The 25,187-nt window shown below is 62.9% G+C and carries 19 protein-coding genes; 7 read left to right on the forward strand and 12 right to left on the reverse strand.

Translation table 11 applies throughout. The features are described 5' to 3' along the window. Positions 1–21 precede the first annotated feature (21 nt). The 5 genes from HMPREF2978_RS03855 to HMPREF2978_RS03875 form a co-directional block, all read right to left on the reverse strand. Positions 22–1,260, reverse strand: a complete 1,239-nt coding sequence (locus HMPREF2978_RS03855; RefSeq protein ID WP_070744148.1) for a type III secretion system chaperone family protein — start codon at positions 1,258–1,260, stop codon at positions 22–24. A 97-nt stretch (positions 1,261–1,357) separates the two neighbouring features. Further along, on the reverse strand, positions 1,358–2,209 hold the full coding sequence (locus HMPREF2978_RS03860; RefSeq protein ID WP_070744151.1) for a sulfurtransferase: 852 nt from the start codon (positions 2,207–2,209) through the stop codon (positions 1,358–1,360). A gap of 74 nt (positions 2,210–2,283) precedes the next feature. Beyond that, the gene (gene clpB / locus HMPREF2978_RS03865) at positions 2,284–4,845 is read right to left on the reverse strand and encodes an ATP-dependent chaperone ClpB (protein WP_070744153.1); all 2,562 of its coding nucleotides are present in this window, start codon (positions 4,843–4,845) and stop codon (positions 2,284–2,286) included. A gap of 281 nt (positions 4,846–5,126) precedes the next feature. After that, positions 5,127–6,521, reverse strand: coding sequence for a TetR/AcrR family transcriptional regulator (locus tag HMPREF2978_RS03870; RefSeq protein ID WP_070744156.1), 1,395 nt, complete (start codon positions 6,519–6,521; stop codon positions 5,127–5,129). Positions 6,522–6,727: 206 nt separating this feature from the next. Continuing rightward, positions 6,728–8,098, reverse strand: coding sequence for a sodium/glutamate symporter (locus tag HMPREF2978_RS03875; RefSeq protein ID WP_070525792.1), 1,371 nt, complete (start codon positions 8,096–8,098; stop codon positions 6,728–6,730). Between the two features lie 168 nt (positions 8,099–8,266). On the opposite strand from HMPREF2978_RS03875, the gene HMPREF2978_RS03880 reads away from it, so the two are divergent. Continuing rightward, complete coding sequence (locus HMPREF2978_RS03880) at positions 8,267–9,466, forward strand: FAD-binding oxidoreductase (protein WP_070744158.1); 1,200 nt, start codon at positions 8,267–8,269, stop codon at positions 9,464–9,466. A gap of 23 nt (positions 9,467–9,489) precedes the next feature. On the opposite strand, the gene HMPREF2978_RS03885 is transcribed toward HMPREF2978_RS03880, so the two are convergent. Beyond that, positions 9,490–10,299, reverse strand: coding sequence for a carbon-nitrogen hydrolase family protein (locus HMPREF2978_RS03885; RefSeq protein WP_070744160.1), 810 nt, complete (start codon positions 10,297–10,299; stop codon positions 9,490–9,492). Between the two features lie 102 nt (positions 10,300–10,401). Between HMPREF2978_RS03885 and HMPREF2978_RS03890 the strand changes: the two genes are divergently transcribed. Together HMPREF2978_RS03890 and HMPREF2978_RS03895 are read left to right on the forward strand one after the other, a co-directional pair. Further along, positions 10,402–10,662, forward strand: a complete 261-nt coding sequence (locus HMPREF2978_RS03890) for a hypothetical protein (RefSeq protein ID WP_070525796.1) — start codon at positions 10,402–10,404, stop codon at positions 10,660–10,662. Further along, positions 10,659–11,810, forward strand: coding sequence for an alpha/beta hydrolase (locus tag HMPREF2978_RS03895; protein ID WP_070525798.1), 1,152 nt, complete (start codon positions 10,659–10,661; stop codon positions 11,808–11,810). The genes HMPREF2978_RS03890 and HMPREF2978_RS03895 overlap by 4 nt, the downstream gene beginning before the upstream one ends. On the opposite strand, the gene HMPREF2978_RS03900 is transcribed toward HMPREF2978_RS03895, so the two are convergent. The 5 genes from HMPREF2978_RS03900 to dnaK all read right to left on the reverse strand — a co-directional run bounded on the left by HMPREF2978_RS03900 (position 11,807) and on the right by dnaK (position 17,959). Next, a complete protein-coding gene (locus tag HMPREF2978_RS03900) occupies positions 11,807–13,327 on the reverse strand; it encodes an acetaldehyde dehydrogenase ExaC (protein ID WP_070744163.1) in 1,521 nt (506 codons plus the stop codon). The two genes, HMPREF2978_RS03895 and HMPREF2978_RS03900, sit on opposite strands and share 4 nt — an antisense overlap. A 343-nt stretch (positions 13,328–13,670) precedes the next feature. After that, positions 13,671–14,093 carry a heat shock protein transcriptional repressor HspR gene (locus HMPREF2978_RS03905; RefSeq protein WP_070744165.1) on the reverse strand — a complete coding sequence of 141 codons (423 nt, stop codon included), beginning with the start codon at positions 14,091–14,093 and terminating at the stop codon, positions 13,671–13,673. Positions 14,094–14,105: 12 nt separating this feature from the next. Next, positions 14,106–15,311, reverse strand: coding sequence for a molecular chaperone DnaJ (gene dnaJ / locus HMPREF2978_RS03910; RefSeq protein WP_070744167.1), 1,206 nt, complete (start codon positions 15,309–15,311; stop codon positions 14,106–14,108). A gap of 134 nt (positions 15,312–15,445) precedes the next feature. Beyond that, positions 15,446–16,111, reverse strand: coding sequence for a nucleotide exchange factor GrpE (gene grpE / locus HMPREF2978_RS03915; protein WP_070744169.1), 666 nt, complete (start codon positions 16,109–16,111; stop codon positions 15,446–15,448). Between the two features lie 3 nt (positions 16,112–16,114). Further along, positions 16,115–17,959 carry a molecular chaperone DnaK gene (dnaK, locus tag HMPREF2978_RS03920; RefSeq protein WP_070744170.1) on the reverse strand — a complete coding sequence of 615 codons (1,845 nt, stop codon included), beginning with the start codon at positions 17,957–17,959 and terminating at the stop codon, positions 16,115–16,117. Between the two features lie 509 nt (positions 17,960–18,468). Here dnaK and HMPREF2978_RS03925 point away from each other — a divergent pair. Then, entirely contained in the window at positions 18,469–21,912 is a 3,444-nt protein-coding gene (locus HMPREF2978_RS03925; protein WP_070744172.1) for a bifunctional proline dehydrogenase/L-glutamate gamma-semialdehyde dehydrogenase, read from the forward strand. 35 nt (positions 21,913–21,947) lie between these two features. Further along, positions 21,948–23,183, forward strand: coding sequence for an AI-2E family transporter (locus HMPREF2978_RS03930; protein ID WP_070525814.1), 1,236 nt, complete (start codon positions 21,948–21,950; stop codon positions 23,181–23,183). A gap of 135 nt (positions 23,184–23,318) precedes the next feature. On the opposite strand, the gene HMPREF2978_RS03935 is transcribed toward HMPREF2978_RS03930, so the two are convergent. Further along, positions 23,319–23,897, reverse strand: coding sequence for a nucleosidase (locus tag HMPREF2978_RS03935; protein WP_070744174.1), 579 nt, complete (start codon positions 23,895–23,897; stop codon positions 23,319–23,321). 111 nt (positions 23,898–24,008) lie between these two features. Between HMPREF2978_RS03935 and HMPREF2978_RS03940 the strand changes: the two genes are divergently transcribed. Further along, positions 24,009–24,497: an LppP/LprE family lipoprotein gene (locus tag HMPREF2978_RS03940; RefSeq protein ID WP_070744175.1), complete on the forward strand. Its 489-nt coding sequence runs from the start codon at positions 24,009–24,011 to the stop codon at positions 24,495–24,497. A 56-nt stretch (positions 24,498–24,553) separates the two neighbouring features. After that, on the forward strand, positions 24,554–25,159 hold the full coding sequence (locus HMPREF2978_RS03945) for an LppP/LprE family lipoprotein (RefSeq protein ID WP_070525818.1): 606 nt from the start codon (positions 24,554–24,556) through the stop codon (positions 25,157–25,159). Positions 25,160–25,187 lie beyond the last annotated feature (28 nt).

Here is a 25,187-nt window from a genome sequence, read left to right on the forward strand (position 1 = left end):
GAGGGTTGTTGGGAGTTGCTGTTAGTCGAAGATGGACGAGCCGCCGTCGAAGCGGCGCGGCAAGCGGGCCTGATTGTTTTCGTGGGTGGGGCGTTCGTGGCCATCGGCAATCGCATCCACTTCATCCGCGCCCAGGCTGGAGTGGTCAATGGTGCCGCGCGCCTCGCTGGTGCTGCGGCTCGGCATGACAACCGGTTCGGTGGGGCGCTGGATGGTGGGTGCGTCGAGAGAATCATCGCGGTCCGGGACTGCAGTAGGCCCGGTAGGTTCGGGCTGCGGGGGCTGCGGGATGTCGCGGCTCGGGTCGAGTTCATCGACGCGCAGGACCTGCGTTGCCTCAGAGCGCGGCGGAAGGACACGGGCGGCATCAGCCAGCAGGGCTAGCGGTTCCAGCAACTCTTCCCACTCCGCGCTGCGGGCGTGCTTGGTGGTTTGGGCAAGCACCCACTCCCCTTCCATCCACACGGCGGTCACGGCGGCGGGTAGGCGGTGTAGCGCCGCACTGACGCGGGGATCGATAAGACGCTGGCCCACGCCGGCATCGGAGGCGAAGGCCTCAAATCCTTCCTCCTCACGCACGTACACGAGATCCTCGGACGAGTTGTCCACTGTCTCCCCTGCCCGGCGGAAATCCACCACGATGTCGGAGGCCGCGCCGGTGCGCATGGCCATGACCGGGATCGTGCCTATATCGAAAAGAAGGGTCTCGTGGCTGCGGAAGTTTCCGGCCACAATGTCCCGGGGCTCCTGGCCACGGGCGGCCGCGCCGCGGCTCCACTCATCAGCCAGGTAAGAATCATGCTTGGCGTACTCCCAGCCGCGCTGCTGGCCAAAGGCCTTGCGCTCGCGGCGGGCGCTGCCCGGCACGAAGTACTTGGCGCGCTCTGCACGCTCCGCGAAGCTGCGCGCCGCAGCCTGCGGTTCGGTGAGTTCGTTCGGCTCTGCGGTGAGTTCCTCGGGTTCTTCAGGCTCCTCGGGCTCGTTGGGCTCAGCAACGGGTTCGTCGAAAGGTTCGACGTTGTGCTCGGCAACGGGTTCCGGCTCTGCGGTGAGCTCGGGCTCCGGGGTGGAGGCAACCGGCTTGGCGTCGACTGCCGCGTTGTCAGCCGTATCGGCAGCCGCGTTGTCAGCCGTATCGGCAGCGGCGTTGTCAGCGCGGTCGCCGGCAGAGAGAGCGGCACGCTGGCGCTGGTCCAGCCAGAGCACGATGAGACCAGCCACGAGCGCGACGGCGGCGAGGGATAAGAGTACGAAAGGCATCACTGATCGACTCTAATCGCCCGGCGCGCCCGATCCGCGCTGACGCGCTGGTCACGCACAGGTTTGGGCGCGCACAACTGGGCGGCGGGTGCGGGTGCTAAACGTGCTCGCGGTCGCCGCGTTCCACCGGGTTCTTCGGGTTGGCTGACCACTGCGACCAGCCACCCACGAAGTGGCGCAAGCCGGTAAAGCCGACGTACTCCAGCACGGCGATGGTGAGCGCGGAGTGGTTGCCGGAGCCAGAGTAGATGATGGCGCCGTCCACGTTCTCCTTGGTCACGCCGTGGTTGTCAAGGATCTCCAGGATCTCCTCCTTGGACTTCCACACGGTGATGTCCTCCGTGTGGAAGAGGCGCTCCGGCAGGTTAACCGCGCCTGGGATGTGGCCGGCCTTCAAGTCGAGGTTCTCGCGGCGGCCGGCGAAGCGGTTGCGCGTGCGAACGTCGAGAAGCAGGCCCTGATGCTCCTTGACCTCATCGATGGTGACCGTGGGCATTGACCCCGTCGTCACTTTAAAGTCCGAGGGCATGCCCAAGTTGCCGGGGCCGGTGAGCGTGGGCAGCGACTGGGCGCGCCAATTGGACAGACCGCCATCGAGAATGCGGACGTTGCGGATGCCGGCCCAGCGCAGTGTCCACCACGCACGGCCGGCGAAGAGGCCGCGGCCTTCGTCGTAGACCACGACCTCGCTGTTCGCGTGCAAGCCCCAGTGATCGATCCACTCTTGGACCTTCTCCGTCTGCGGAAGGGGGTTGCGGCCCACCTTGGAGCCGGGTAGACCCACGAAGGCGGAGGCGGCGTCCGCGTACTGGGCGGTCGGAATGTGCAGGGAGGAAAACTGGTTGAAGGCCTCGCCTTCCCCTGGTGCCCAGAGGGAAGCGAGGATGGTTGTCTTGTCACCGCGGTAAATCTTCTCACTCAACTCGTGAGGGGAGATCAAAATGCTCATGCCCCTAGATGATAGGGGCATGAGTGGGTGCTGGCGACCGGTGAGCGCCATTGGCGCTCAACGATTGAAGCGGTTTAGGCGGTGCGGGCAGCTAGCTCGAGGTGCGCGCCACCGTCGGCGACGTCAACGTGCACGGTATCGCCGTCCACGATGTCACCGGCCAGCAGCTTCTTGGCTAGCTGGTCACCGATGGCCTGCTGGATCAGGCGGCGCAACGGGCGGGCACCGTAGGCCGGGTCATAGCCGCGCTCGGCCAGCCACAGCTTGGCGGCGTCGGAGACCTGCAGCGTCAGGCGGCGGCCGGACAGGCGCTCGGCCAAGCCCTTGAGCTGGATATCCACGATGCCCGAGAGCAGATCCGAGGTCAGCGGCTCAAACATCACGACATCATCGAGACGGTTGATGAACTCCGGCTTGAAGCTGCGCTTGACTGCCTCCATGACCTCTTCCTTGGTGCCGCCGGCACCCAGGTTCGAGGTCAGGATGATGACCGTGTTGCGGAAGTCCACGGTACGGCCCTGGCCATCGGTCAGGCGGCCTTCATCGAGCACCTGGAGCAGCACGTCGAAGACGTCCGGGTGGGCCTTCTCGACTTCGTCGAAAAGCACCAGCGTATAGGGGCGGCGACGCACAGCCTCCGTGAGCTGGCCGCCGGCGTCGTAGCCCACGTATCCCGGAGGGGCACCGACGAGGCGAGCGACGGAGTGCTTCTCACCGAACTCGGACATGTCGATGCGAACCATCGCGGATTCATCATCGAAGAGGAAGTCCGCCAGAGCCTTCGCCAGCTCCGTCTTACCCACGCCCGTGGGGCCGAGGAAGAGGAAGGAACCGGTCGGGCGGTTGGGATCAGCCACACCGGCACGGGCGCGACGAACGGCGTCGGACACCGCGGTGACGGCCTCCTTCTGGCCCACCACGCGCTCACCCAACACGGACTCCATGTTGAGCAGCTTCTCGGTCTCTCCCTGCAGCATCTTGCCGGCCGGGATGCCGGTCCAGGCGGAGACAACCTCCGCGATGGTATCCGGGGTGACCTCCTCGGTGAGCATGGTGTTGTGCTGCTGCTGGGCCTTCTCCTCGGCGGCGGCCAGGTCCTTCTCCAGCGGCGGCATCTTGCCGTAGTTGATCTCGGAGGCCAGTGCTAGGTCACCATCGCGCTCCGCAATCTCTGCCTGACGGCGCAGATCCTCCAGCTGTTCCTTGATGGTCTGCACGTCATCGATGGCCTTCTTCTCATTGGCCCAGCGGGCCTTGAGCTCACCGAGCTTCTCGCGCTCATCCGCCAGCTCCTGTTGAAGGGCAGTCAGGCGGTCCTTCGAGGCGGCGTCCGATTCCTTCTTCAGAGCCAGCTCCTCAATCTCGAGGCGGCGCACGATGCGCTCCAGCTCATCGATCTCCTGCGGGGAGGAGTCAATCTCCATGCGCAGGCGAGAGCCGGCCTCATCGACCAAGTCGATGGCCTTATCCGGCAGGAAGCGGTTGGTGATGTAGCGGTGCGAGAGCTCCGCGGCAGAGACCAGGGCTGAGTCCTGAATGCGCACGCCATGGTGCACCTCGTAGCGCTCCTTGAGGCCGCGAAGGATACCGATGGTGTCCTCCACGGAAGGCTCGGCGGCGTAGACCTGCTGGAAGCGGCGCTCCAGAGCGGCATCCTTCTCGATGTACTTGCGGTACTCGTCGAGGGTCGTGGCACCCACCAAGCGGAGCTCACCGCGGGCCAGCATGGGCTTAATCATGTTGCCGGCATCCATAGAGCCCTCACCGGTGGCACCGGCGCCGACGATAGTGTGCAGCTCATCGATGAAGGTGATGATCTGCCCATCGGAAGCCTTAATCTCATCGAGGACGGCCTTGAGGCGCTCCTCAAACTCGCCGCGATACTTCGCGCCGGCGACCATGGAGCCGAGATCCAGACTCAGCAGCGTCTTGCCCTTGAGGGATTCCGGTACGTCACCGGCCACGATGCGGCGGGCCAGGCCCTCCACGATGGCGGGCTTACCCACGCCGGGCTCACCGATGAGCACCGGGTTATTCTTCGTGCGGCGGCTAAGAACCTGGACCACGCGGCGGATCTCCTGATCACGGCCGATGACCGGGTCAATCTTGCCCTCGCGGGCGCGAGCGGTGAGGTCCGTGGCGTACTTCTCCAAAGCCTGGAACTGTTCCTCGGGATTCTCCGAGGTCACCTTGGCCGCGCCGCGCACGGAAGGGAAAGCGCCCTTGAGCGCGTCATAGGTGGCCCCCCGGGAGGTCAGCAGCTCGGCGGCATCCGACTTGGAGCCCGCAATAGCGGCGAGCAGCACCTCGGTGGAGACGTACTCATCACCGAGCTCACCGGCCAGCTCCTGGGCGCGGGTGAGGACGTTGAGGGCGTCGCGGTTAAAGTTCGGGTTCGCCATGTTGGCGCCCTCGGCCTTCGGGAGGGCGTCGATAAGCTGGCGCGCCTCCTTGAGCACCGTCTCCGGATCCACACCGGTGGCCTTGAGCACCGGGGCGGCAATGCCATCCTTCTGCTCGAGGATGGCTGCTAAGAGGTGCGCCGGGCGGATGTCCGGGTTACCGTTGGCGGAAGCCGTCTGCAGTGCTTGCTGCAGGGCCTCCTGGGTTTTAGTGGTGGGGTTAAAAGAACTCATTATTGTGTTTCTCCGTTTCTACTGTTTATCCAAACCTCCCTGCGGCTACAGCAGGGAAGGAAGCTTCACTGTCTATAACGCTACAGAACTTGAGTCTGTTCCACTCAACTAGAACTTTTTTAAATTTCCGCGCCTACGCCAGGTTGATCGATATACACTCAAGTTTCCCTTTTCCGCTGATTGTGTCACGCCGTGGACACAAGAAAACCGGCCCCTCCGCCTGCTGGATTCAGCAGAACGGAAGAGCCGGTGTTTATCTAGTTTATCTACGATTAAACGGGCTAAACAGTCTGCGGATGCTTGCCGGGAAGATCGTAGGCAAAGGTTGCTAGGACCACGCCCGTCACGAGGTAATAGATGGACCACTTTTCCTCGAGGTCGATACCACGGAACTCACCCATAGAAGCCAGGTGGCACATGCCGTCAGCACCGGCCCATAGGGTGAAGTTCTTGACATAAACCAGGCGATCCTCCGGTTCGTACCCGGCCTCCCGCAGCGCTTCGCGGGCAAAACGCATCAACAACGCGAAGGACACACCCATCTTGGTCTGTTCCTCGCCATCCGCACTCAGCGGCACCACGGACCCAGAGGCAGCGGCGATGCAGGCACTATAGCGTTCGGGGTACGTCACCGCGTAGTCAAAATAGGCCACCGCTACGCACAGGAGCTTGTCGACGGCCGATGCATCCTCCGGCAGCTGCTCCAAGAGGTAGAGGCTGCGGGCTTCAAGCTCACAGTCGGTTTCCTGCTCCACGGATTCACGCAGCACGAAGTCATTGTCCACCAGCGAGGCAATGAAGACATCGGAGACGTCGAAATACTCGGCCACGTTCTCAATGGTTACGGACTGCAGGCCCTCGCGTGCAGCCAGCTGGATGGCACGTTCCATCACGGCCATGCGTGCGCGCTCTGCGGAAAGCTCCTGCAGGTCCTCAATCGCGGAGATATCCAGGGAGATGTCACGGTCCGGAACAAACCCAGCGAGCAGTTCGCGATACTCCTGCATCGGGCTGCGCAGATCCGGCATCTCCAAAGATTCCGCAGCCTTAAACAGGGTTCCGATGAGCGCCTTGCATACCTCGCGGAGATTGAAGCGCCGCACCACCGAGTGTTGGTGCCGCAGTACGCCGAGAACACTGAGATGCGCCATGCCATGAACAGTGGCCAAGGTAGCAACGCTGAGCTTTGCCACCGATTCAAAACACACATCGCTTCCAACCTGGATTTTTTCCTCCGTCACGATGAGCGCGATGGTTTCATAGATCAGGTCCAAGGTCCGGTTATAGGACAAATTACCCTGTAAGAGAGCCTGCCATTCGTCCTCGAAGACATAGGCCTTCTTTTCAAAGAGGTAGCGGAACAGCTCCGGCTCACGCTCGGCATACTCGTAATAGGCCTCAGTAAAAGTTGTCAGTTTGGTAAAAAGATCGGCGTAGCCTGGGGCCGCATCGAGCGTTTCCTCAAGAAACTTGACCTTGCGGTCAGTCACATATTCGGGGATCGCCCGCACGATGGCCTCGCGGTCAGGAAACTCCGCAAGCACCTGAGCAGGACTAAGCTCCGCCAGCTTGGCCACGGATTCGACGGAGATGGCCTCATCTCCCTCCGCAGCTCCGATATGAAGCGCAGACTCGAGTACAACCTCACGAGGTGAGTCTTCATAAAGAAAATGCATACGGCTTCCTAAGTTTGCGCTCTCCTAGTGGAAGAAAAAGAAAGAATGAGAGAGCACCACGCTAACAACTTCCTGAATTTTATCCCCATTCTCCGCTAAACAGCAATGTAATCAGTGAACACTGTCTCCGTAATGCGCATCACGCCGAGAATGAAGAAAACCCCCAGGCCACACTGCCTGGAGGTTGCGCGAGAGATGGTCAGCGTCTACTTCTCTGAGCCGACGTGCCCAATGCCTTCCTTGAAGATGGTGCCGCGCGGCGGCATCATTCCGGTGAATTTGAACACGAGGTAGATGACCACCGCGATGCCCAGGGAGATCCAGCCAAAGCCAGCGGTGAAGCCGTACATAACGGACAGCGGCGCGATGATGGTCCAGGAAATCTCGAAGGGACCGAAGCCGATGTAGGCCATGCCGTACTCCGACAGCGTGCCGGACTTGAGCTTGGGGTCCACGATCTTGAGGATCGCAATGCCGGTAGCCACGGTGGCCGTGGCCCAGCCCCAACCGAAGATGCCGCGCTCAATCCAGCGCTCACCGAAGAACTCGGCGGGGAACCACATCAGGAAGAAGATGCAGTAGATGGTGCCCAGAACGAAGAGCAGCAGCAGAGCCTGCCAGTAGGCTGCGACGGCTGCCGGCACGATGGCCGCCACGCCAAAGGCAATGAGGTAGTCAGTCGCCGCACCGGAGACCGAGCTCACCGTGTCCTTATCCAGGTAGTCCTTAGCACCCACCATGTTCATCACGGCGCGGAAGAGCAGGCCCACGACCATGGACATGGCAAACAGCGGGATGGAGACGTTCTCCCAAATGGAGGCGATGCCCTTGTTAATGCCATAGGCGGTCATCACGGTCAGGGCGATGAAGCCAACGTGGAGGGTGATGGGCTCGATCGCGGAAGGGTTCGTCGTCGCGCGGCCCAGCGAGGGGCGATCCTCCAGGCGCGAGATGTAGCCGCGGCGCAGCTCCTCTGGGAGCTGCTTCGGAACGTGCGAAACCTTGCCCTTGCGGATGCCCCAGTTACCCGCAATGATGCCGCCGACGATGGCGGCCAAGGTGCCCACGGTAGCGGAGGTAAAGCCCAGCGAGGAGGCCGCCTCAGCGCCCACGCCCTCCAGGGCACCGCCGACGGCCGCGGCGGTACCGAAACCACCGGTAAAGCCGACGGGCAGCATCATGCCGAACCAGTCAGGCGTGTCAAAAGTGGGCTTAAACAGCAAGAGTCCAAGGATGATGAACAAGCCCCACTGGCCGGTAAACATCATGGTGGAATAGCCCCACATGTTGCGAGCGCCCTTGCCCATGTTGCCGCCCATCTCCATGGAGAAGGCCATGGAGGCAAAGACCACGGCGATGAGCAGCGAAGTGTAATCGCCGAGGTTGTCGGAAAAACCGATCCACCCCAAGACATTGGGCCCCAAGAGCAAGCCGAGCAGACCGGCGGTGATGGGGGCGGGCAGCAGCAAGTCCTGGAATACGAACTTGATCTGGTGGCGCAAAACGTTGCCGATAACCATGAGCAAGGAAATCCAGCCCACGTCGGTCATGATTGTGTACGCAGAGAAATCTTCCATGCGAGATCTTCCTTCCATGCCGCGCATCGCGGCATCCTTGAGACGAGACTCACCCACTTTCGGGAAATGAACCGTAGATTACACTACAACTCCCTCCCCACTTTGCCACCCCTGGCATATAACCCGAGGGTGATGTGGCACTACCCCCAGGCGCTAGGATGGGCGAGCATGAGGGAACTGGGTGAGCACCTACGCAAGCACGCGGAAGACTATCGCGACGCAGTACACGGGCACTTTTTCGCCACCGTGGCCGAATCCCGCCAAGTCTTTGCTCTGTCGATGAAAGACACGCACCCCTCCATGGCCCCGGCACTCGCGTGGGTGCTGGAAAATGTGGAGGACGGTGAGGTTCGGGGGGACGTCGCCAAGCGCCTAGCCCAGATGGGACGTGATCATCGCCGCCACGGTTTCCCTCCCGAGGTCTATCCGAAATTTGAGGCATCGCTGGTGCACGGGTTGGAGGTGCTAGGACTCACCCAGTATCAGTACGATGTCGCCACGCGCACTATTTCCCACGTGTGTTCCATCATGCGCAACGCCGCCGAGGAGGCGGATATCGCCGGTCTTCCCCCGGCTCACAGCGCCCAGGTGGTGGCGGTGGAGAAGCCCAACCGGAACACCGCTGTGGTCCGGCTGGAATCCGGTACGGCGCTGGACTATCGCGCGGGTCAGCACGTGCCGGTGACTTCGCAGCTCACGCCGGGAACCTGGCGTCCGCTGACGCCGGCTGCGCCTGCTGATGATTCCGGGCAACTCATTTTCCACCTCGCGCTGGCCGGTGAGGCCTCCTCCATGCTGGCCAAGGCGCAGCCGGGAGATTGGTGGACGCTGGGCATGCCCGCCGGTGAGCTGCCACAGCTCGATTCCGAGACCACACTGATCTCCTTCGGCACCGGGTGGGCGGGCGCCCGGGCGCTGCTTCTCGACGCCCTGGAGAACACCCTCCCCTCTGGTCTCCAGGTCTATGCCGTAGCCCCTTCGCCGGGCGAGCACTATGACACGGAATTTCAAGCCAACCTGCAGGCTTTGCTTCCGAAGCTGAAGCTGCACCACATCGTGAGGGAGGGCCAGGACCCTTGGCTGCTGGGTGCGCAGCCGGCTGCCCACGGGTTTAAGCCCGTGGTGGCCAAGGAGCTGATGGAACCGGTGCTCGCTGAAGGGACGGACCGCCGCTTTGTACTCATCGGTCCGGCCGACCGCGTAGAACTAGCGCGCGCGGCCTTGCTCGCAGGTGGCGTCGCGGAGGAAGCTATCACCACGGATAGCTGGCAGCGTGGCCACGAGTGGGCGGCCTCCGCCGCCGAACTCGACGGCTGGGGCGATGACTGGGAAGCCTGGGCGGCGTGGAAGAAGTCCCAATGGGCCTAAGCGCCTAGGCGCGCAGACGGAGCTTAGGCGTCCAGAACGGGGAGGGATTCACGGACCTTCGCCACGGTGCCTGGGTCCACCTCGCCGTAGAGGATTTCCGGCTCATAACCAGCTTCGGCCAGGCGCGTGCCATCCGGAGCCACGAGGACGGAGTGCCCGATGCCCGTGGGCCCGGAGGCCTCCCCTGCTTTAGCCTCGCCGCCGGGGCGTGCCTGGCCTGCGGCCAGAATATAGCTCGTGGAATCAAGCGCGCGCGCAGCGCTCAGCAGGCGCCACTGCTCCAGCTTGCCCGGGCCATCGGCCCAGCTGGTGGGCACGACAATGAGGTGAGCGCCCTGGCGGGCAAGCTCCTTGAATTGCTCAGGGAAGCGGATGTCGTAGCAGGTGGCGACACCCACGGTGAGGTCACCGGCATCGAAGGCAACGAGTGACTCACCCGGGCGGACGGTATCGGATTCCTTGTACTTGAAGGCGTCGTAGGTGTGGATTTTTTCGTAGCCGCCGAGAACGCCGGGCCCAGCAATGAGCGCGACGTTGGCCACACGGTTAATGGTCTTCTCCCCACGCTGGACGGTATCTGCTGGGGCAAACATTCCCAACACCACATACACGCCGAGTTCTTCTGCCAGCGCGCGCACGGCGGTGGCAGTGGGGCCGTCGAGACCTTCTGCGTGTGTATCGAGGCGCCCGGAATCGAAGCTCTGGGTGGTAGCTTCCGGCAGGACGATGAGCTGCGCGCCGTTGTCTGCGGCTTCCCGGATCTTGTCGAGGGCTGCGGCGAGGTTGCCCTCGACGTTTCCGGTACTGGTCAATTGAACTGCTGCTACCTTCATGCGGCCCACGGTAGACGAGCCCGGACTAGTTATCCACAGATTTCGTGGATTCGCGGCGGCTGCCCTTTACGACAAGAGGACAGTTGGCGCACTCTCGATGCTATGAACCACCTCGACATTGACAGTGCTGCTCGCGAGCAGATCCGCGACCTCTTCGGCCATGCCTCCCCCACCGCCTCTCCTTCCTTGCTAGAGCCTCCTCGCACGGCCCACGCGCTAGCTCTCCTCGGCGCGCGGTGGGAGGATGCGCGGAGCGCCAGCGAACAGTCTCGGCGGGCGCGTTTAGAAGAGCTTGAGAGCTTCGTGGGTGTGACCCAGGATCTTGATTCCGAGCTTTCCACACGTCTGGCAGGAAGCAAATGAGTGCGGCGGCAGAACTGCGCGCGGAGGCCGAACGGATGAAAGGTTCCGCTTCTGAGCTTGAGCTTTATATCGCTGACTCGCGCCATCATTGGTCAGGCCTAGCGCTTTCCGGTACAGCCTCCGATGCTGCGCGGCGGGCATTGCAGCGCGCCACCGACACGCTGTTAGAACCCGCGCAGCAGATGCGCCTGGCCGCGCGGATCCTGAGCCTCTATGCGCCGCTGCAGGAGAGGATTGAACAGCTGCGCGCACGCGCCCTGCAGCTCGCTGCGACCCCTGCATTTGCTGAGCCCACCAGCGTGGCGCTTGGGCAATTAGATGCGTTGGCCGACGTCCTCGATTGGGCCTGCGCCCGCCAACTAAACGCCTTGTGCACTCCAGAGATGGCACAGCCGCCGAGCCGCTTGGAGGATTTCAGCGACCTGTCTCTCACTGAGCTGCACCAGATCCAACTGACCATGGCTAGCGAGGAAGTTCGCTCCCTCGCCGCGGCCAACCCGGATATCACCGTGCTGGAGGCCAGCCCCGGGCGATTGGTGGCGCTCGTGGACCCCGAAGGTATCGGCACTCAGGCCGCGCAGGTGAGCACGTTTGTGGGCGGAGTAGGTTCTTCTGATGCAGCGAGCTGGCCCACCGCCGTGGAGCGCGCCCGCGCCATCGCGCGCGCCACCAATGGCCCCACGGTGGCGTGGATTGGATATGCCGCCCCGACCTCGCTGCCCCGCGCTGCACACGAGGACCCAGCGCGCCGCGGTGCTACTGAGCTGGGCCGCTTCCAGCGCGCTTTGCGGCAGCGCTTTCCTCACGCGCAGCACATCCTTCTGGGTTACTCCTATGGCTCCGTGGTGGTGGGCAAGGCAGCACAGCAGGACTATGTTGCAGATGACGTTGTGCTCATCGGCAGCCCGGGCGCTTCCGTGGCTAGCGCCTCGCAGCTGCACGGCCGAGTGTGGAGTGCGCGGAATACCGAGGACCCCATCGCGATTGCCACCGGCCCGCACGGCGGAATCCACGGCCCCGATCCCTCCTCCCCGACCTTCGGCGCAACGGCCGTGCCCGGCACGAGCGGCCTGCCGGGGGATCATGGCTCCTATTGGAAAGACCCCGCATTTCTGCGGGGTCTGGGGGTCATAGCCAGCAGGTATTAGAACAGACCAGCCTGCTCCTCAGAGTAGGACACCAGCATGTTCTTCGTCTCCTGGTAGTGAGCGAGCATCATGAGGTGGTTCTCGCGGCCAATGCCGGACTCCTTGTAACCACCGAAGGCGCTGTGAGCGGGATACACGTGGTAGTGGTTGACCCACACGCGGCCGGCCTGGATTTCGCGCCCGGCGCGGTAGCAGGTGTTCTGGTGGCGCGACCACACGCCGGCGCCCAGGCCGAAGTTGGTGTCATTAGCAATCTGGATGGCTTCCTCGAAGTCCTTGAACGTAGCCACGGAGAGTACTGGGCCGAAGATTTCCTCGCGGAAGATACGCATGTCATTGGTGCCGCGGAAGACGGTCGGTTCAATGTAGTAGCCGTTCTCCAGGCCCTCCACCTTGTTCACGTGGCCACCGATGAGGGTCTCCGCACCTTCCTTCGGGCCGATCTCAAGGTATTCGGCGATCTTGTCCATCTGCTCCTGGGAAGCCTGCGCGCCCATCATCGTTTCGGTATCGAGCGGGTGGCCGATCTTGATCTTCTTCACGCGCTCCACGGCCAGCTCCAGGAACTTGTCCGCAATGTCCTCATGGATGAGCGCGCGCGACGGGCAGGTGCAGACCTCACCCTGGTTGAGCGCGAACATAACGAAGCCTTCGACGCACTTCTCCAGGTAGGCATCGTCCTTGTCCATGATGTCCGCGAAGAAGATGGACGGCGACTTGCCACCGAGCTCCAGCGTGACAGGAATGACCTTGTCCGCAGCGGCCTTGTTGATGATCTTGCCCACCGGGGTGGAGCCAGTGAAGGCAATCTTGGCGATGCGATCCGAGGCAGACAACGCCACGCCCGCTTCCTCACCAACACCGTTGACGATGTTGAGCACGCCCTTGGGAAGGAGGTCCTCGATGATCTCAATGAGCAGCAGGATCGATGCCGGGGTCTGCTCGGCCGGCTTCATCACGATGGTGTTGCCGGCGGCCAGCGCCGGCGCAATCTTCCACGACGCCATCAATAGCGGGAAGTTCCACGGAATGATCTGGCCCACCACTCCCAGCGGCTCATGGAAGTGATAAGCCACGGTGTCCTGGTCAATCTGGGAAAGGCGGCCCTCCTGGGCGCGGATGGCGCCGGCGAAATAGCGGAAGTGATCTACGGCCAGCGGGATATCAGCGGCGAGGGTCTCGCGTACGGCCTTGCCGTTCTCCCAGGTTTCCGCGACGGCGATCTTTTCCAGGTTCTCCTCAATGCGGTCCGCGATGCGATGCAGCAGGAGCGCACGCTCGGCCGGGGTGGTCTTGCCGAAGGTCTCGAAGGCTTTCTCAGCAGCGTCGATGGCCAGATTGATGTCGGCTTCCTTGCCGCGGGCCACCTGGCAGAAGACCTCACCGGTCACCGGGGTGATGTTGTCCATGTATTCGCCATCAACCGGCGGAACCCACTCGCCGCCGATGTAGTTGTCGTAGCGCTCACGGAAGTTGACGATGGCATCAGGGGTTCCGGGGTTTGCATACAGAGTCATGTGCCTACTGCCTTTCTAGTGGGTTCAGTTTCCTCACGGCGGCCGCCCACACAAATCTTCAGGAAAGTGATGGGCAACACAACATTGAATGCGAGTGTAGCGATCAGTTTTGCCAAACTCACGTTTTCAAAGAAGAAAGCTTTTGGGGTTGTTACCCAAAGGCTCCCGAACCTACTGCCCTAACTGCCCTCGTTGCCAAAGTTTCACGGTCCAGAGCAATTTTGAGCACGAACTTTGGCAACAATGACACTTGTTAAGCAAAGAGCATGAAGACTTCAGCCAAGCAGGCTGTAGATGGCCAAAACAGCAGAACCCCCCTCCATAGAGGAGGGGGGGAAAGCGCCTAGCTGTCGCGGCGCCGGTTGCGGCGAGGTGTCCACATCACCACGGAGGTCGAGCGCGGTACGTGGACCAGCTCGCCGCGGGAAGGGCGGGCCTGGCTGCGCAGGCGCTCAACTTCTGCCTGCAATTCATCGCGCTCGGCGGCGAGGCGGTCGCGCTCCGCAGTCAGCTCGATGATGGACTTAATGCCAGCCAGGTTCACGCCATCATCCTGCGAGAGCGTCTGAATCTTGCGCAAGAGCTCAATATCGCTCTCCGAATAACGGCGGCCACCGCCGGAGGTACGGGCTGGGGAAACCAGCCCCATCCGGTCATACGTGCGCAGAGTTTGAGCATGCATGCCGGACAGTTCCGCGGCCACGGAGATGACATACATCGCCTTGGGCTGCGCCGCATCACTTCGGTTTGTTCTGTCCTTGCTCATCTCGCACCTCCTTTAGCGCGCTACCGTGTTACCGGCCCAGCCGGCACGCGGATCAAAGCCGGAGTCCTTCTCCGCCTGGGCGTAACTGCGCAGCGCCGAGGAGGCCGCCGCATCCAGCGTAGAGGGCACCGTAACTTGCACGGTCACCATGAGGTCACCGGCCTTGCCGCCGCGCTTGGCCACACCGCGGCCCTTCACGCGCAACGTGCGGCCATCGGGGGTGCCCGCCGGTACCTTCACGCGCACGGGCGAATCGAGGGTCGGCACCGTAATGGTGTCCCCTAAGGCCAGCTCCGCGAAGGAGACCGGGACGGTCACGTGCAGATCATCGCCTTCCCGGGTGAATACCTTGTCGGGCTTTACCGTGACCGCCACGAAGAGGTCACCGGACGGCGTGCCGTTCGGGCCGGCTTCGCCTTGCCCGGCAAGGCGCACCTTCTGACCATCGATCACTCCAGCGGGGATACGCACCGTGATGGAGCGGGTGCGGTGCACCGTTCCGGACCCAGAGCAATCCGGGCACGGATCCTCGGCGCGCTGGCCGGTGCCATCGCAGTCCGTGCACGGCGCCGAGAAACCGAAGGTACCGCGCTGCTCAGAGGTGAACCCGGTGCCATCGCACGTCGAGCACGTCGTCAGCTTCCCGCTCTTCGAGCCGGAGCCGTGGCACGTAGTGCAGGGAGCTTCGCCACTGAGCTGCAAAGGAATGGTCGTTCCCTTCGCTGCCTCGCGGAAGTCGAGGGTTATTTGCGTTTCGACGTCGGCCCCCCGCGACGGCCGAGCTGTGTGGCCAGCACCACCGCCGCGGTTGAAAACGCCACCGAAGATATCCCCAAGACCGCCGCCTTGAGACGCTCCTCGAGCGGATCCTCCGAAGATGTCGGAGAGGTCGAATTCTTGCGCACCCGGTCCACCCATGTGCGTGGATCGAAACCCGCCGGGAAACCCGGCGCCTCCTCTCCGTCCAAAGCCGCCACCGCGCATCATGGCCTTGAACTGGTCATAGTCCTTGCGGGTAGCTTTATCAGAGAGCACATCATAGGCCTCCGCCACCTGCTTGAATTTTTCCGCCGCCGCGGGGTTATCCGGGTTGGCGTCGGGGTGGTTCTTGCGGGCCAGCTTGCGATAAGCCTGCTTAATCTCTTCGGCGGTTGCGGACGAGGAGACCCCCAGATCCGCGTAATAATCCTTGTCTGCCCATTCTGGCTTAGCGTTCACTGGGCATCTCCTCCTTTCAGGAGAGTCGATAAATGGTTAGGGTTTAAGATTTTTTGCTAAGTAAAAATGCTAATTAAGTAATGAAAAGAAGCGTGGCGCCAAGGAACACTGAACCCTGACGCCACCTGCGATACCTATTCTGCGCTATCCGAGCTATCCGGACTGTCAGCGGTATCGGCTGACTCGGCGGGGTCGGCGATAATCACCATGGCGGTGCGCACGACGCGCTCGCCCACCGTGTAGCCACGGCGCAGGACCGTGCCGACGACCTGCTCGTCACCAGTCGAGAGGTCCTGGACTGCTTCGTGCACCTCGGGGTCGAAGGCGTCGCCCTCGGCGCCGAACGGGGCCAGCTGGTTATTAGTCAGCACGCCCGTGAGCTTGTCTGCGATGGCCTTGAGCGGCCCCTCGTTGAGGTCACCGTGCTGGCGCGCGAGCTCCAGGTCATCAAGGATAGGCAGGAAATCTGCCAGGACCTTGGCCTTGGTGGTCTCGATCACGGCCTGACGGTCACGCTCGGTGCGACGGCGGTAATTGGTGTACTCCGCGTTGAGACGCTGCAGGTCCTCGGTGCGCTCAGCCAGCTGAGCCTCCAGGGAGTTCTCAGCACTGGCGTTCTCATCAGCGATGTCGCGAGCGGCATCCTCAACCGCAGCCTCTGCCTCAGCGGTGCCCGCGGTGGCGTCATCCACGACGCCGTCGGCAGAAGCAGCCTCAGCGGCGGCAGCCTCCGCAGCCTCAGCGGAGGTTGCCTCAGGGTCGGTGTTGGCCGGGTTGCCCGGGTCCTGAGGGGAGGTCATGGTTTACTTCTCCTTGTTCTCGTCGTCCTCGTCGACAACCTCGGCGTCGACGACGTTCGGGTCACCAGCGGTCTCGCCAGCAGCAGCGCCCTCGGCGCCTGCCTCAGCAGCCTGCGCCTCGTACAGAGCCTTGCCCAGCTCCTGGGACTCGGTGCTGAGCTTCTCGACGGCCGACTTAATCGCCTCGATGTCATCGCCCTTGAGGGCCTCATCGACAGCATCAGCAGCCTCGGTCACGCGGGTCTTGAGGTCCTCCGGCAGCTTGTCGGCGTTCTCATCCATGAACTTACGGGTCTGGTAGGAGGTGGATTCCGCCTGGTTGCGGGTCTCCTGCTCCTCACGGCGCTTCTTGTCCTCTTCGGCGTGTGCCTCGGCGTCCTTGACCATGCGGTCGATCTCTTCCTGGGACAGGCCGGAACCATCCTGAATCTTGATGGTGTTCTCCTTGCCGGTGGCCTTGTCCTTAGCGGAGACGGAGACGATGCCGTTGGCGTCGATGTCGAAGGTGACCTCAATCTGCGGTACACCGCGCGGTGCCGGAGCAATGCCGCCGAGCTCGAAGGAACCGAGCAGCTTGTTGGCGGAAGCCATCTCACGCTCACCCTGGTAGACCTGAATCTGCACGGAAGGCTGGTTGTCATCAGCCGTAGTGAAGGTCTCCGACTTCTTGGTCGGGATGGTGGTGTTGCGCTCGATGAGCTTGGTCATCACGCCACCCTTGGTTTCGATGCCGAGGGAGAGCGGGGTGACGTCGAGAAGCAGCACGTCCTTGACCTCACCGCGCAGCACGCCTGCCTGCAGAGCAGCGCCGACTGCCACGACCTCATCCGGGTTAACGCCCTTGTTCGGGTCCTTGCCGGTCATTTCCTTGACCAGGTCGGACACGGCCGGCATACGGGTAGAGCCGCCGACGAGAACCACGTGGTCAACCTCGGACAGGGACAGGCCAGCATCCTTGATGACCTGGTTGAACGGGGTCTTGGTGCGGTCCAGCAGGTCCTGGGTGATCTTCTGGAACTCGGTGCGGGACAGGGTCTCATCCAGGAAGAGCGGGTTCTTCTCGGAGTCCACCGTGATGTACGGCAGGTTGATGTTGGCGGACTGGGAGGAGGACAGCTCAATCTTGGCCTTCTCAGCAGCCTCACGCAGGCGCTGGACAGCGCGCTTATCCTTGGTCAGGTCGACGCCCTGGGAAGCCTTGAACTTATCCACGAGCCAGTCGACAATGCGCTGATCCCAGTCATCGCCACCCAGTGCGTTATCACCAGCGGTGGCCATAACCTCAACCACGCCATCACCAATCTCCAGCAGGGAGACGTCGAAGGTACCGCCACCGAGGTCGAAGACCAGGATGGTCTGCTCCTGCTCGCCCTTCTCCAAGCCGTAGGCCAGTGCAGCGGCAGTCGGCTCGTTCACGATACGCAGGACGTTGAGGCCTGCAATCTGGCCGGCCTCCTTGGTGGCCTGACGCTGGGAGTCCTCGAAGTAAGCCGGGACGGTAATAACGGCGTCGGTAACGTCCTCACCCAGGTAAGCCTCGGCGTCGCGCTTCAGCTTCATGAGCGTGCGGGCCGAAATCTCCTGCGGGGTGTACTTCTTGTCATCGATATCGATGGTCCAGTCGGTGCCGATGTGGCGCTTGACGGAGCGGATGGTGCGGTCAACGTTGGTGACCGCCTGGTTCTTCGCGGACTGACCGACGAGGATTTCGCCGTTCTTAGCGAAAGCCACGACAGACGGGGTGGTGCGGGAACCCTCGGAGTTAGCGATAACGGTGGCCTCGCCACCTTCCAGTACGGATACGACCGAGTTGGTGGTACCGAGGTCAATTCCTACTGCGCGTCCCATGATCTTTTCTCCTTGCTTGTTGGGGTTTGTTCTTAAGTTGATAATGCGCGACTCAACTTCTGCCGCGTCCAGTCAGCGACTCTAACAGAAGCGACACCCAAAGTCATTCAAACCTGAGTGCTGGTCGCTCAACCTACACAACGGCACCAACGCCAAAGTTGTTCCCGCCCGACTCAACTTTCTTTTTCGCCCCTCCATTTCCCCAGCTCAACGGGGCTATGCCAAGCGGAAATGTCATGCAAATCATAGCTCTCAGGAAACGGGGCTAGCCGAACGTGACCTAACTGCCCCCACGCTGGAATGAGTGATAAGGATTTCATATACTGTCCGCACATTCGACGCGACACATCATTCAGGCCCTCGCCGTCGCGCCTGAAGTACCCATTGAGAAAAGGGACACGGATTCGATGATTTCTCCTGTGCTGCGCACCCGTCGTGCTGGCGACCGACCGCCGGTCCACCCGGCTTAGCCACCTGACCTACCCACCACCAACACAGAAGGAATCCCAATGACAAACGCTCACACCCCCGTGCCCGAATCCACCGACATCGACGCTGCGCTGATCGACGCCGCCGCGGCCCAAGCCCACTCCTGGCTCGCCTCCACCGCCGACGAGCAGGACCCGGCCACAGAACAGCTCGCTGACTTATTGCGCAACCCGGACGGAGTAGCCTTCACCATGGACTTCGTGGACCGCGTCATGCGCCCCGAAGATGACAAGGTAGCCGCCCACGCGCTGAAGTCCGTCACCACCACCTATGACGCTTCCTTCCTCGGCCTCATCAACGGATCGCTGGTGGGCCTGGGCGGTTTCTTCGGGCCTATCCTGCCGAACCTGGTCATGCCGCTGGCCCGCATGCGCATGCGCCAGATGGTCGGCCACCTGGTGATCGACGCCGAGAGCGATGCCCTAAACAAGACCTTGGACAAGGCCGCCGAGTCCGGCGAGCAGCTCAACCTCAACCTCCTCGGCGAGGCCGTGCTGGGCGACGACGAAGCGCGCTCCCGCGCCGAACGCACCCTCAAGCTCATCAATAACCCGCGCGTGACCTACGTGTCCGTCAAGGCCTCCTCCATGGTGGCCCAGCTCAACCCGTGGGATATCGAGGGTTCCCTGGTCCGCCTCAAGGAGCGCCTGCGCCCGCTCTACGAGGCCGCCGCGCGCCGCCCGGACAAGGTCTTCATCAACCTGGACATGGAGGAATACCACGACCTCCACCTCACAGTGCGCCTGTTCACCGAGCTGCTCAGCGAGCCGGAGTTCACCAACCTCGAGGCTGGCATCGTCCTGCAGGCTTACCTGCCGGATACCTTCGACGCCTTGGCGCACCTGGCAGAATTTGCCAAGCAGCGCGTGGCCGAGGGCGGATCCCACATCAAGATTCGCACCGTCAAGGGCGCAAACCTCTCGATGGAGCACGTCCAGGGTGAAATCCACGGCTGGCCGGCAGCACCTTATGCCACCAAGGATGAGGTGGACGCCAACTACTACCGCCTGCTCGACTACATCCTGCGCCCCGAGTTCGCCGACTGCGTGCGCATCGGCGTGGCCACCCACAACCTCTACACCGCGGCTTTTGCCTACAAGCTGGGCACCAAGCGCGGTGTCATGCGCATGATGGATTCCGAAATGCTCCAGGGCATGTCCCCGGCCCAGCAGGCCGCGGTCCGCGATGCCTTCGAGGGCCGCCAGATCCTCTACACCCCAGTGGTGCACATGGAGGACTTCGATGTCGCGGTCTCCTACCTGGTGCGCCGCTTGGAGGAAAACTCCGCACCACAGAACTTCCTTTACGCCCTCTTCGCCCCAGAGGAGAAGGCACTGAAGGACCAGGAGGAGGTCTTCCGGGAGGCCGTCGAGCAGCGCTGGGATACCTTCGCCGGCCCGCGCCGCACCCAAAACCGCCTGGAGGAGGCCGAGCAGGCTGCCGGCCGCCAGGCACCGCGCACAGGGCGCTTCGCCAACGAGCCGGACACCGACCCGGCCCTGGAAGCCAACCGCGAATGGGCGCTTAAGGCCCTGGCCACCGACCCGGGTGAGCATGGCGTGGAGGAGGTGACGGATGCGGGGGTCGTCGACAATCACGTGGCCCGCGCCGCCGAGCTCGGCGCCGAGTGGGGCGCGCGCCCTGCCGAGGACCGCGCCCGCGCCCTCGAGGCCGTGGCCGATGAGCTGGCCAACCGCCGCGGCGAGTTCATCTCCGTGGCCGCCTACGAGGCCAACAAGACTGTCACGCAGACCGACCCGGAAATCTCCGAGGCCATCGACTTCTGCACCTACTACGCACAGTCCGCGCGCCTGCTGGAGAGCTACGCCGCCGAGTTCACGCCCCACCGCGTGACCGTGGTGACCCCGCCGTGGAACTTCCCGGTGGCCATCCCCACCGGCGGCATCGCGGCAGCACTCGCTGCGGGTTCGGCCGTCATCATCAAGCCAGCGCCGCAGGTCGTGCACTGCGCGAAGCTCGTCGTGGAGGCCTTCCGCGCCGGCCTCGAGGCTCAGGGCCTCGACCCGGATCTGGTCCAGCTCGTCTTCACCGACGAGGGTGACGCCGGCCGCGCGCTCATCTCCCACGACGATGTCGATGCCGTCATCCTCACGGGTGCTTCCGATACCGGCAAGCTCTTCCGTTCCTGGAAGCCGGAGCTCAACATCATGGCGGAGACCTCCGGCAAGAACGCGCTCATCATCACCCCGTCCGCGGACCCGGATCTGGCCATCCAGGACCTCTACCTCTCCGCCTTCGGCCACTCCGGCCAGAAGTGCTCCGCATCCTCCCTGGTCATCTTCGTCGGCGCGGCTGGCGAATCGCAGCGCCTGCGCTCGCAGCTTGTCGACGCCGTCAAGACCCTCATCACCGGCCCCGGCTACGACATCACCACGACGATGAATGGCCTAGCCGAGGCCCCGGGCGAGAAGCTGCTGCGTGGCCTCACCCAGCTGGAGCCGGGTGAAAAGTGGCTGGTGAAGCCGGAGAAGCTCAACGAGGAAGGCACCCTGTGGTCCCCGGGTATCCGCGATAACGTGCGCCCGGGCTCCTGGTTCCACGTCAACGAGTGCTTCGGCCCGGTGCTGGGCATCATGCACGCGGAGACCCTGGAGGAGGCCATCGAGTGGCAGAACTCCACCGGTTATGGCCTGACCGGCGGCATCCACACGCTGGATAACGATGAGATCGATTACTGGCTCGAGCGCGTCGAGGTGGGCAACGCCTACGTCAACCGCGGCATTACCGGCGCGATTGTGCAGCGGCAGTCCTTCGGCGGCTGGAAGCAGTCCGTCATGGGCCCGGGCGCCAAGGCCGGTGGCCCGAACTACGTGGCCCAGTTCGGCACCTGGTCCGAGGGGCCGCTGCGCCCCTTCGACGTGGATATCTCCCAGCCGGTGGCGGCCCAGCTGCGTGCCTTCGGCGAGCTGGGCTTCTCGGAGGAGGATACCGCTTGGCTGTGGCGCGCAGCAGAGCTCGACGAGTTGGCTTGGCAGCAGGAGTTCGGCCGCAAGCACGACCGCGCAGGTCTGGTCAGCGAGGCCAACGTCTTCCGCTACCGCCCAGTGCTCACGCCGCTGCAGGTACGCATTGGTTCCGATGCCGAGCTTCGCGACGTCTCCCGTCTCGCCCTCGCCGCCACCCGCACCGACTCCCCGGTGCGCTTCAGCGCCGCCCCAGAAAAGGCCGCGGAGCTGCGTGGTCTGGGCTTTAAGGTTGACAGCGTGTCTGTGGATGCCTTCGCCCGGGAGGTCGCTCGTCTAGAGTCCGGCCGCGTGCGTGCAGTGGGCTCTGTCGAGCCGGGCGTCTTTGAGGCGGCGGTGGAATCCAACTCCGTGGTCTTGGATCAGCCAGTGCTGGCTGATGGCCGCCGCGAGCTTCTGCCCTTCCTCCTCGAGCAGGCAGTCTCGGTAACGATGCACCGCTTCGGCATCATCCGCCAGGTAAGCAGCATCCGCGCATAGCTCGTTTTCTGCGCTCATATGAGAAGATGGAGCGCATGAGTACTACGCACGACGAAGATAAGCTGCAGGCGGCGGACTCCTCCGATGAGGAAGCCGCCCTCCCGGTGTCGAAGACCGATGACAAGTCCCGCGTCCTCGGGCGCGACGCCATTTCCTTAGCCAAGGTGTGCTTGGTCTTCATCATCGTGGTAGCGGGCGTCGGCTTGGCCGGCTACCTGCTGAAGTTCATCTGGGTAGGCCTGCTGCCCGTCATCCTGGCCATCCTGGTCTGCACGGTGCTCTTCCCCGTGACCAACTGGTTGCGCGCGCACAAATTCCCCCGTGCACTGGCCTCCATCACCACGCTGCTGGGCTTCTTGGCCATCATCGGCGGCGTGTTCGCGGCGATGGCCCCGGTGGTGTCCTCTCAGGGTGCTTCCTTGGTCAGCCAAGCTGAGGGCGGCTTGAACAAGCTCGTCGATATGGCCAAGGACCTGCCCTTCGAAATTGATGCGGCAAAGGTCCAAGAAGTCCTCGATGATGCCATGACGTTCATCAAGGGCCAAGCTTCCAACATCGCCACCGGGGTGATTTCCGGCGTATCGATGGCCAGCTCCATCGCCATGGCGCTCGCCATCATGCTCTTCGTAGCCTTCTTCATCCTCAAGGACGGCGATAAGTTCCTGCCGTGGCTGCGCACCTATACCGGCTACTCCGCAGGTTGGCACGCCACCGAGCTGCTGACTCGCGTATGGAATACCTTGTCCGGCTTCATTCAGGCACAAGCAGCCGTCGCGGCTGTCGACGGCCTCCTCATCGGCCTCGGCCTCTGGGCCCTCCAAGTTCCGCTGGCGCTGGTCATCGGCGTGGTGACCTTCTTCGCCAGCTTCATCCCGGTCATTGGCGCGGTCACTGCGGGTGCTTTGGCCGTCATCATCGCGCTGGTCTCCGATGGTCTGACGAAGGCCTTGCTCGCCTTGGCGCTCATCATCATCGTGCAGCAGGTGGAGGGCAACGTGCTCCAGCCGATGCTGCAGTCCAAGGCCATGGGCCTGCACGCCGCCATGGTGCTGCTCTCCGTCACGGTCGGCTCCGCCTTGGCAGGCATCATCGGCGCCTTCCTGGCCGTACCCGTTGCTGCCACGATCGCCGTGGTCTTCCGCTACCACCAGGAGATGGCCAGCCTGCGCGCCGGTGAAATCGATACCGAGGACATCAAGATAGCCACATCAGAGGGCCACGAGGACGTCAAGGAACTCTACGAGAAGCTGGAGGCCAGCGGCGCCCGCTAACCCGCAGCCGCGGCCCAGCTTTGATGCCTCTAGCCCTTCCGGCCGCGCAACTGCCCGATCTGACAAAACCATTGGCCCTCGCCTACGGCGGCGGGGGAGAAGTTTGTCAGATCGGGCAGTTTCCGTATGCAGGCCCTAGTCCGCGGACACCGTGCCGAATGCGGCGGCCAGTTCCTCCGCCGCGCGGTCGAGCACCTTCGCCCACGAACCGTAGGATTCTTCGTTCGCGGTATCCGAAACTTGCTTGAGCAGCGTGCACGGCACACCGAACTTTCGGCATACCGCCGCGATGGCGTAGCCCTCCATATCGCACAGCGCAGAATCCTGGGCAAGGCGCGTGCGGGTCGGGGTATCCGAAATAAAGGCGTCACCCGTGGCAAGCGTGGCGGTCGGCAGCTTTCCTGAGGTCTCGAGCTCTATGACCTCGGGGAGGAGATAACGGGAAACATCGCTGAGCACCTCGAGGTGGAAGTCGTGCTTGCGCACGTGGGAGACCTCGAAGACGCCTGAAAGATCGTCGCGAAGCGCGCCCGCAGTACCGATGTTGATAACCCGCTCCGGCAGTTGCTGTGCCGAGGCCAGCACATTAGTGAGTTCAATGGCGGCGGGAACCGTACCAATACCGGTGATGAGCAGCGGCGAGCCTTCAGGAACATGCGTGGCTTCAGCATCCACGGCGGCGACGAACAGTGTACGACCAGACAGATTCTCCATGTCTGCGAGACTACCCGCTGGCCCGAGGAATACTCTCCGTAGCTCTGGCCGGGGTCTCTGCGGCCTTTGTAGGGTTCGGAACCACACCGAGACCTCAGAAAGGAGAACACAATGTTCACACCACGAGTTTTCGCCGGAGCAGCACTTCTCTGCATGCCGCTCATCGCCTGCAGCACCCCTGAAGAAGCCCAGGCCAGCCCCGTAGTCTGCGAGGCCGGCAACCCCCAGGCGGCTTTCGATGACAACGTTGCCCACGTTCCTCAATGGCATGGCCACGAGTGGGCGCTGGTTGATTCTTCCCACTTCGATCCTTGCGCGGCCTTAAGCTGGCAGACCATCTCCATCAAGGGAGCCACGGCCTCCTCGCCGCACCACATCATGCTCTTCCACTATGGCGAGTACCTTGGCACCGCCACTGCTGAGCCTTATGGTTTCTTCCCCGACGTCGAGCGCGTGAATGACGCCGAGATCGCCGTGACCTACCACTGGCCACAAGATGGCGACGCCAATGCCGCACCGACGGGTACGTCAAAGGCTAACTTCCGCTGGGATGAAGCCCAGAACAAAGTCTTCATGAGCGGCGACGTTCCGCCTAGCTAAGATAAAACCAGCCGTGTGCCTCGAGGTGAGGCACACATTCTATGGAAGGAACACCCATGCTCCGGTCTGCTTCTGCCCTTGTGGGCGCTGCACTCATGTGCCTCCCGCTCGCCGCCTGTTCCCAGGAGGAGCAGGGCGAGGCGGACACCCCGATGTTTAGCGCGGTCCGCAACAGCCCGACGAGCGTTGCTGCCGAAAGCCCCACGGAAGAGGCCGCAAGTCCGGAGCCCACGAGCAACCAAGCACCTGCCCCGAATGAACCAGACTCCTGCGAAGACATTGACGCTGAAGAGGCCTATCAATCAGGCATTGGCACCATCGCGCCGTGGAATGGCTTTGGTTGGGGGCGGCCTTCTTCCTCAGAGTTTGAACCCTGCGCGGATTTGAGCTGGCTAATCATCGCCATCGAGGGTGCTACGGCCTCCTCGCCGCACCACATCATGCTCTTCCACAAGGGTGAATACCTCGGCACCGCAACTGCCGAGCCTTATGGCTTCTTCCCCACCATCGAGCGCGTGAATGACGCTGAAATCGCCGTAACCTACCACTGGCCGCGCGAGGGCGAAACCACCGCTGGCCGCACCGGCGAAACGCATGCCGGCTTCCGCTGGGATGAGGGCCAGCAAAAGGTGATCATGAACGGCGACGTCCCGCCCGTATAAAACCCTTTCTCACGGGGACAAGACGGCT

The sequence above is a fragment of the Corynebacterium sp. HMSC074C01 genome (assembly GCF_001814605.1).
Classification (GTDB): Bacteria; Actinomycetota; Actinomycetes; order Mycobacteriales; family Mycobacteriaceae; genus Corynebacterium.

Bases quoted from the DNA above. Each gene is read 5' to 3' on its own strand.
- HMPREF2978_RS03935 (WP_070744174.1), bottom strand. From the start codon at position 23,897: ATGGAGAATCTGTCTGGTCGTACACTGTTCGTCGCCGCCGTGGATGCT.
- HMPREF2978_RS03900 (WP_070744163.1), bottom strand. From the start codon at position 13,327: ATGACTCTGTATGCAAACCCCGGAACCCCTGATGCCATCGTCAACTTC.
- HMPREF2978_RS03925 (WP_070744172.1), top strand. From the start codon at position 18,469: ATGACAAACGCTCACACCCCCGTGCCCGAATCCACCGACATCGACGCT.
- clpB (WP_070744153.1), bottom strand. From the start codon at position 4,845: ATGAGTTCTTTTAACCCCACCACTAAAACCCAGGAGGCCCTGCAGCAA.
- HMPREF2978_RS03890 (WP_070525796.1), top strand. From the start codon at position 10,402: ATGAACCACCTCGACATTGACAGTGCTGCTCGCGAGCAGATCCGCGAC.
- HMPREF2978_RS03895 (WP_070525798.1), top strand. From the start codon at position 10,659: ATGAGTGCGGCGGCAGAACTGCGCGCGGAGGCCGAACGGATGAAAGGT.
- HMPREF2978_RS03905 (WP_070744165.1), bottom strand. From the start codon at position 14,093: ATGAGCAAGGACAGAACAAACCGAAGTGATGCGGCGCAGCCCAAGGCG.
- HMPREF2978_RS03940 (WP_070744175.1), top strand. From the start codon at position 24,009: ATGTTCACACCACGAGTTTTCGCCGGAGCAGCACTTCTCTGCATGCCG.
- HMPREF2978_RS03945 (WP_070525818.1), top strand. From the start codon at position 24,554: ATGCTCCGGTCTGCTTCTGCCCTTGTGGGCGCTGCACTCATGTGCCTC.
- HMPREF2978_RS03855 (WP_070744148.1), bottom strand. From the start codon at position 1,260: ATGCCTTTCGTACTCTTATCCCTCGCCGCCGTCGCGCTCGTGGCTGGT.
- HMPREF2978_RS03885 (WP_070744160.1), bottom strand. From the start codon at position 10,299: ATGAAGGTAGCAGCAGTTCAATTGACCAGTACCGGAAACGTCGAGGGC.
- HMPREF2978_RS03870 (WP_070744156.1), bottom strand. From the start codon at position 6,521: ATGCATTTTCTTTATGAAGACTCACCTCGTGAGGTTGTACTCGAGTCT.
- HMPREF2978_RS03860 (WP_070744151.1), bottom strand. From the start codon at position 2,209: ATGAGCATTTTGATCTCCCCTCACGAGTTGAGTGAGAAGATTTACCGC.
- HMPREF2978_RS03880 (WP_070744158.1), top strand. From the start codon at position 8,267: ATGAGGGAACTGGGTGAGCACCTACGCAAGCACGCGGAAGACTATCGC.
- HMPREF2978_RS03930 (WP_070525814.1), top strand. From the start codon at position 21,948: ATGAGTACTACGCACGACGAAGATAAGCTGCAGGCGGCGGACTCCTCC.
- grpE (WP_070744169.1), bottom strand. From the start codon at position 16,111: ATGACCTCCCCTCAGGACCCGGGCAACCCGGCCAACACCGACCCTGAG.
- dnaK (WP_070744170.1), bottom strand. From the start codon at position 17,959: ATGGGACGCGCAGTAGGAATTGACCTCGGTACCACCAACTCGGTCGTA.
- HMPREF2978_RS03875 (WP_070525792.1), bottom strand. From the start codon at position 8,098: ATGGAAGATTTCTCTGCGTACACAATCATGACCGACGTGGGCTGGATT.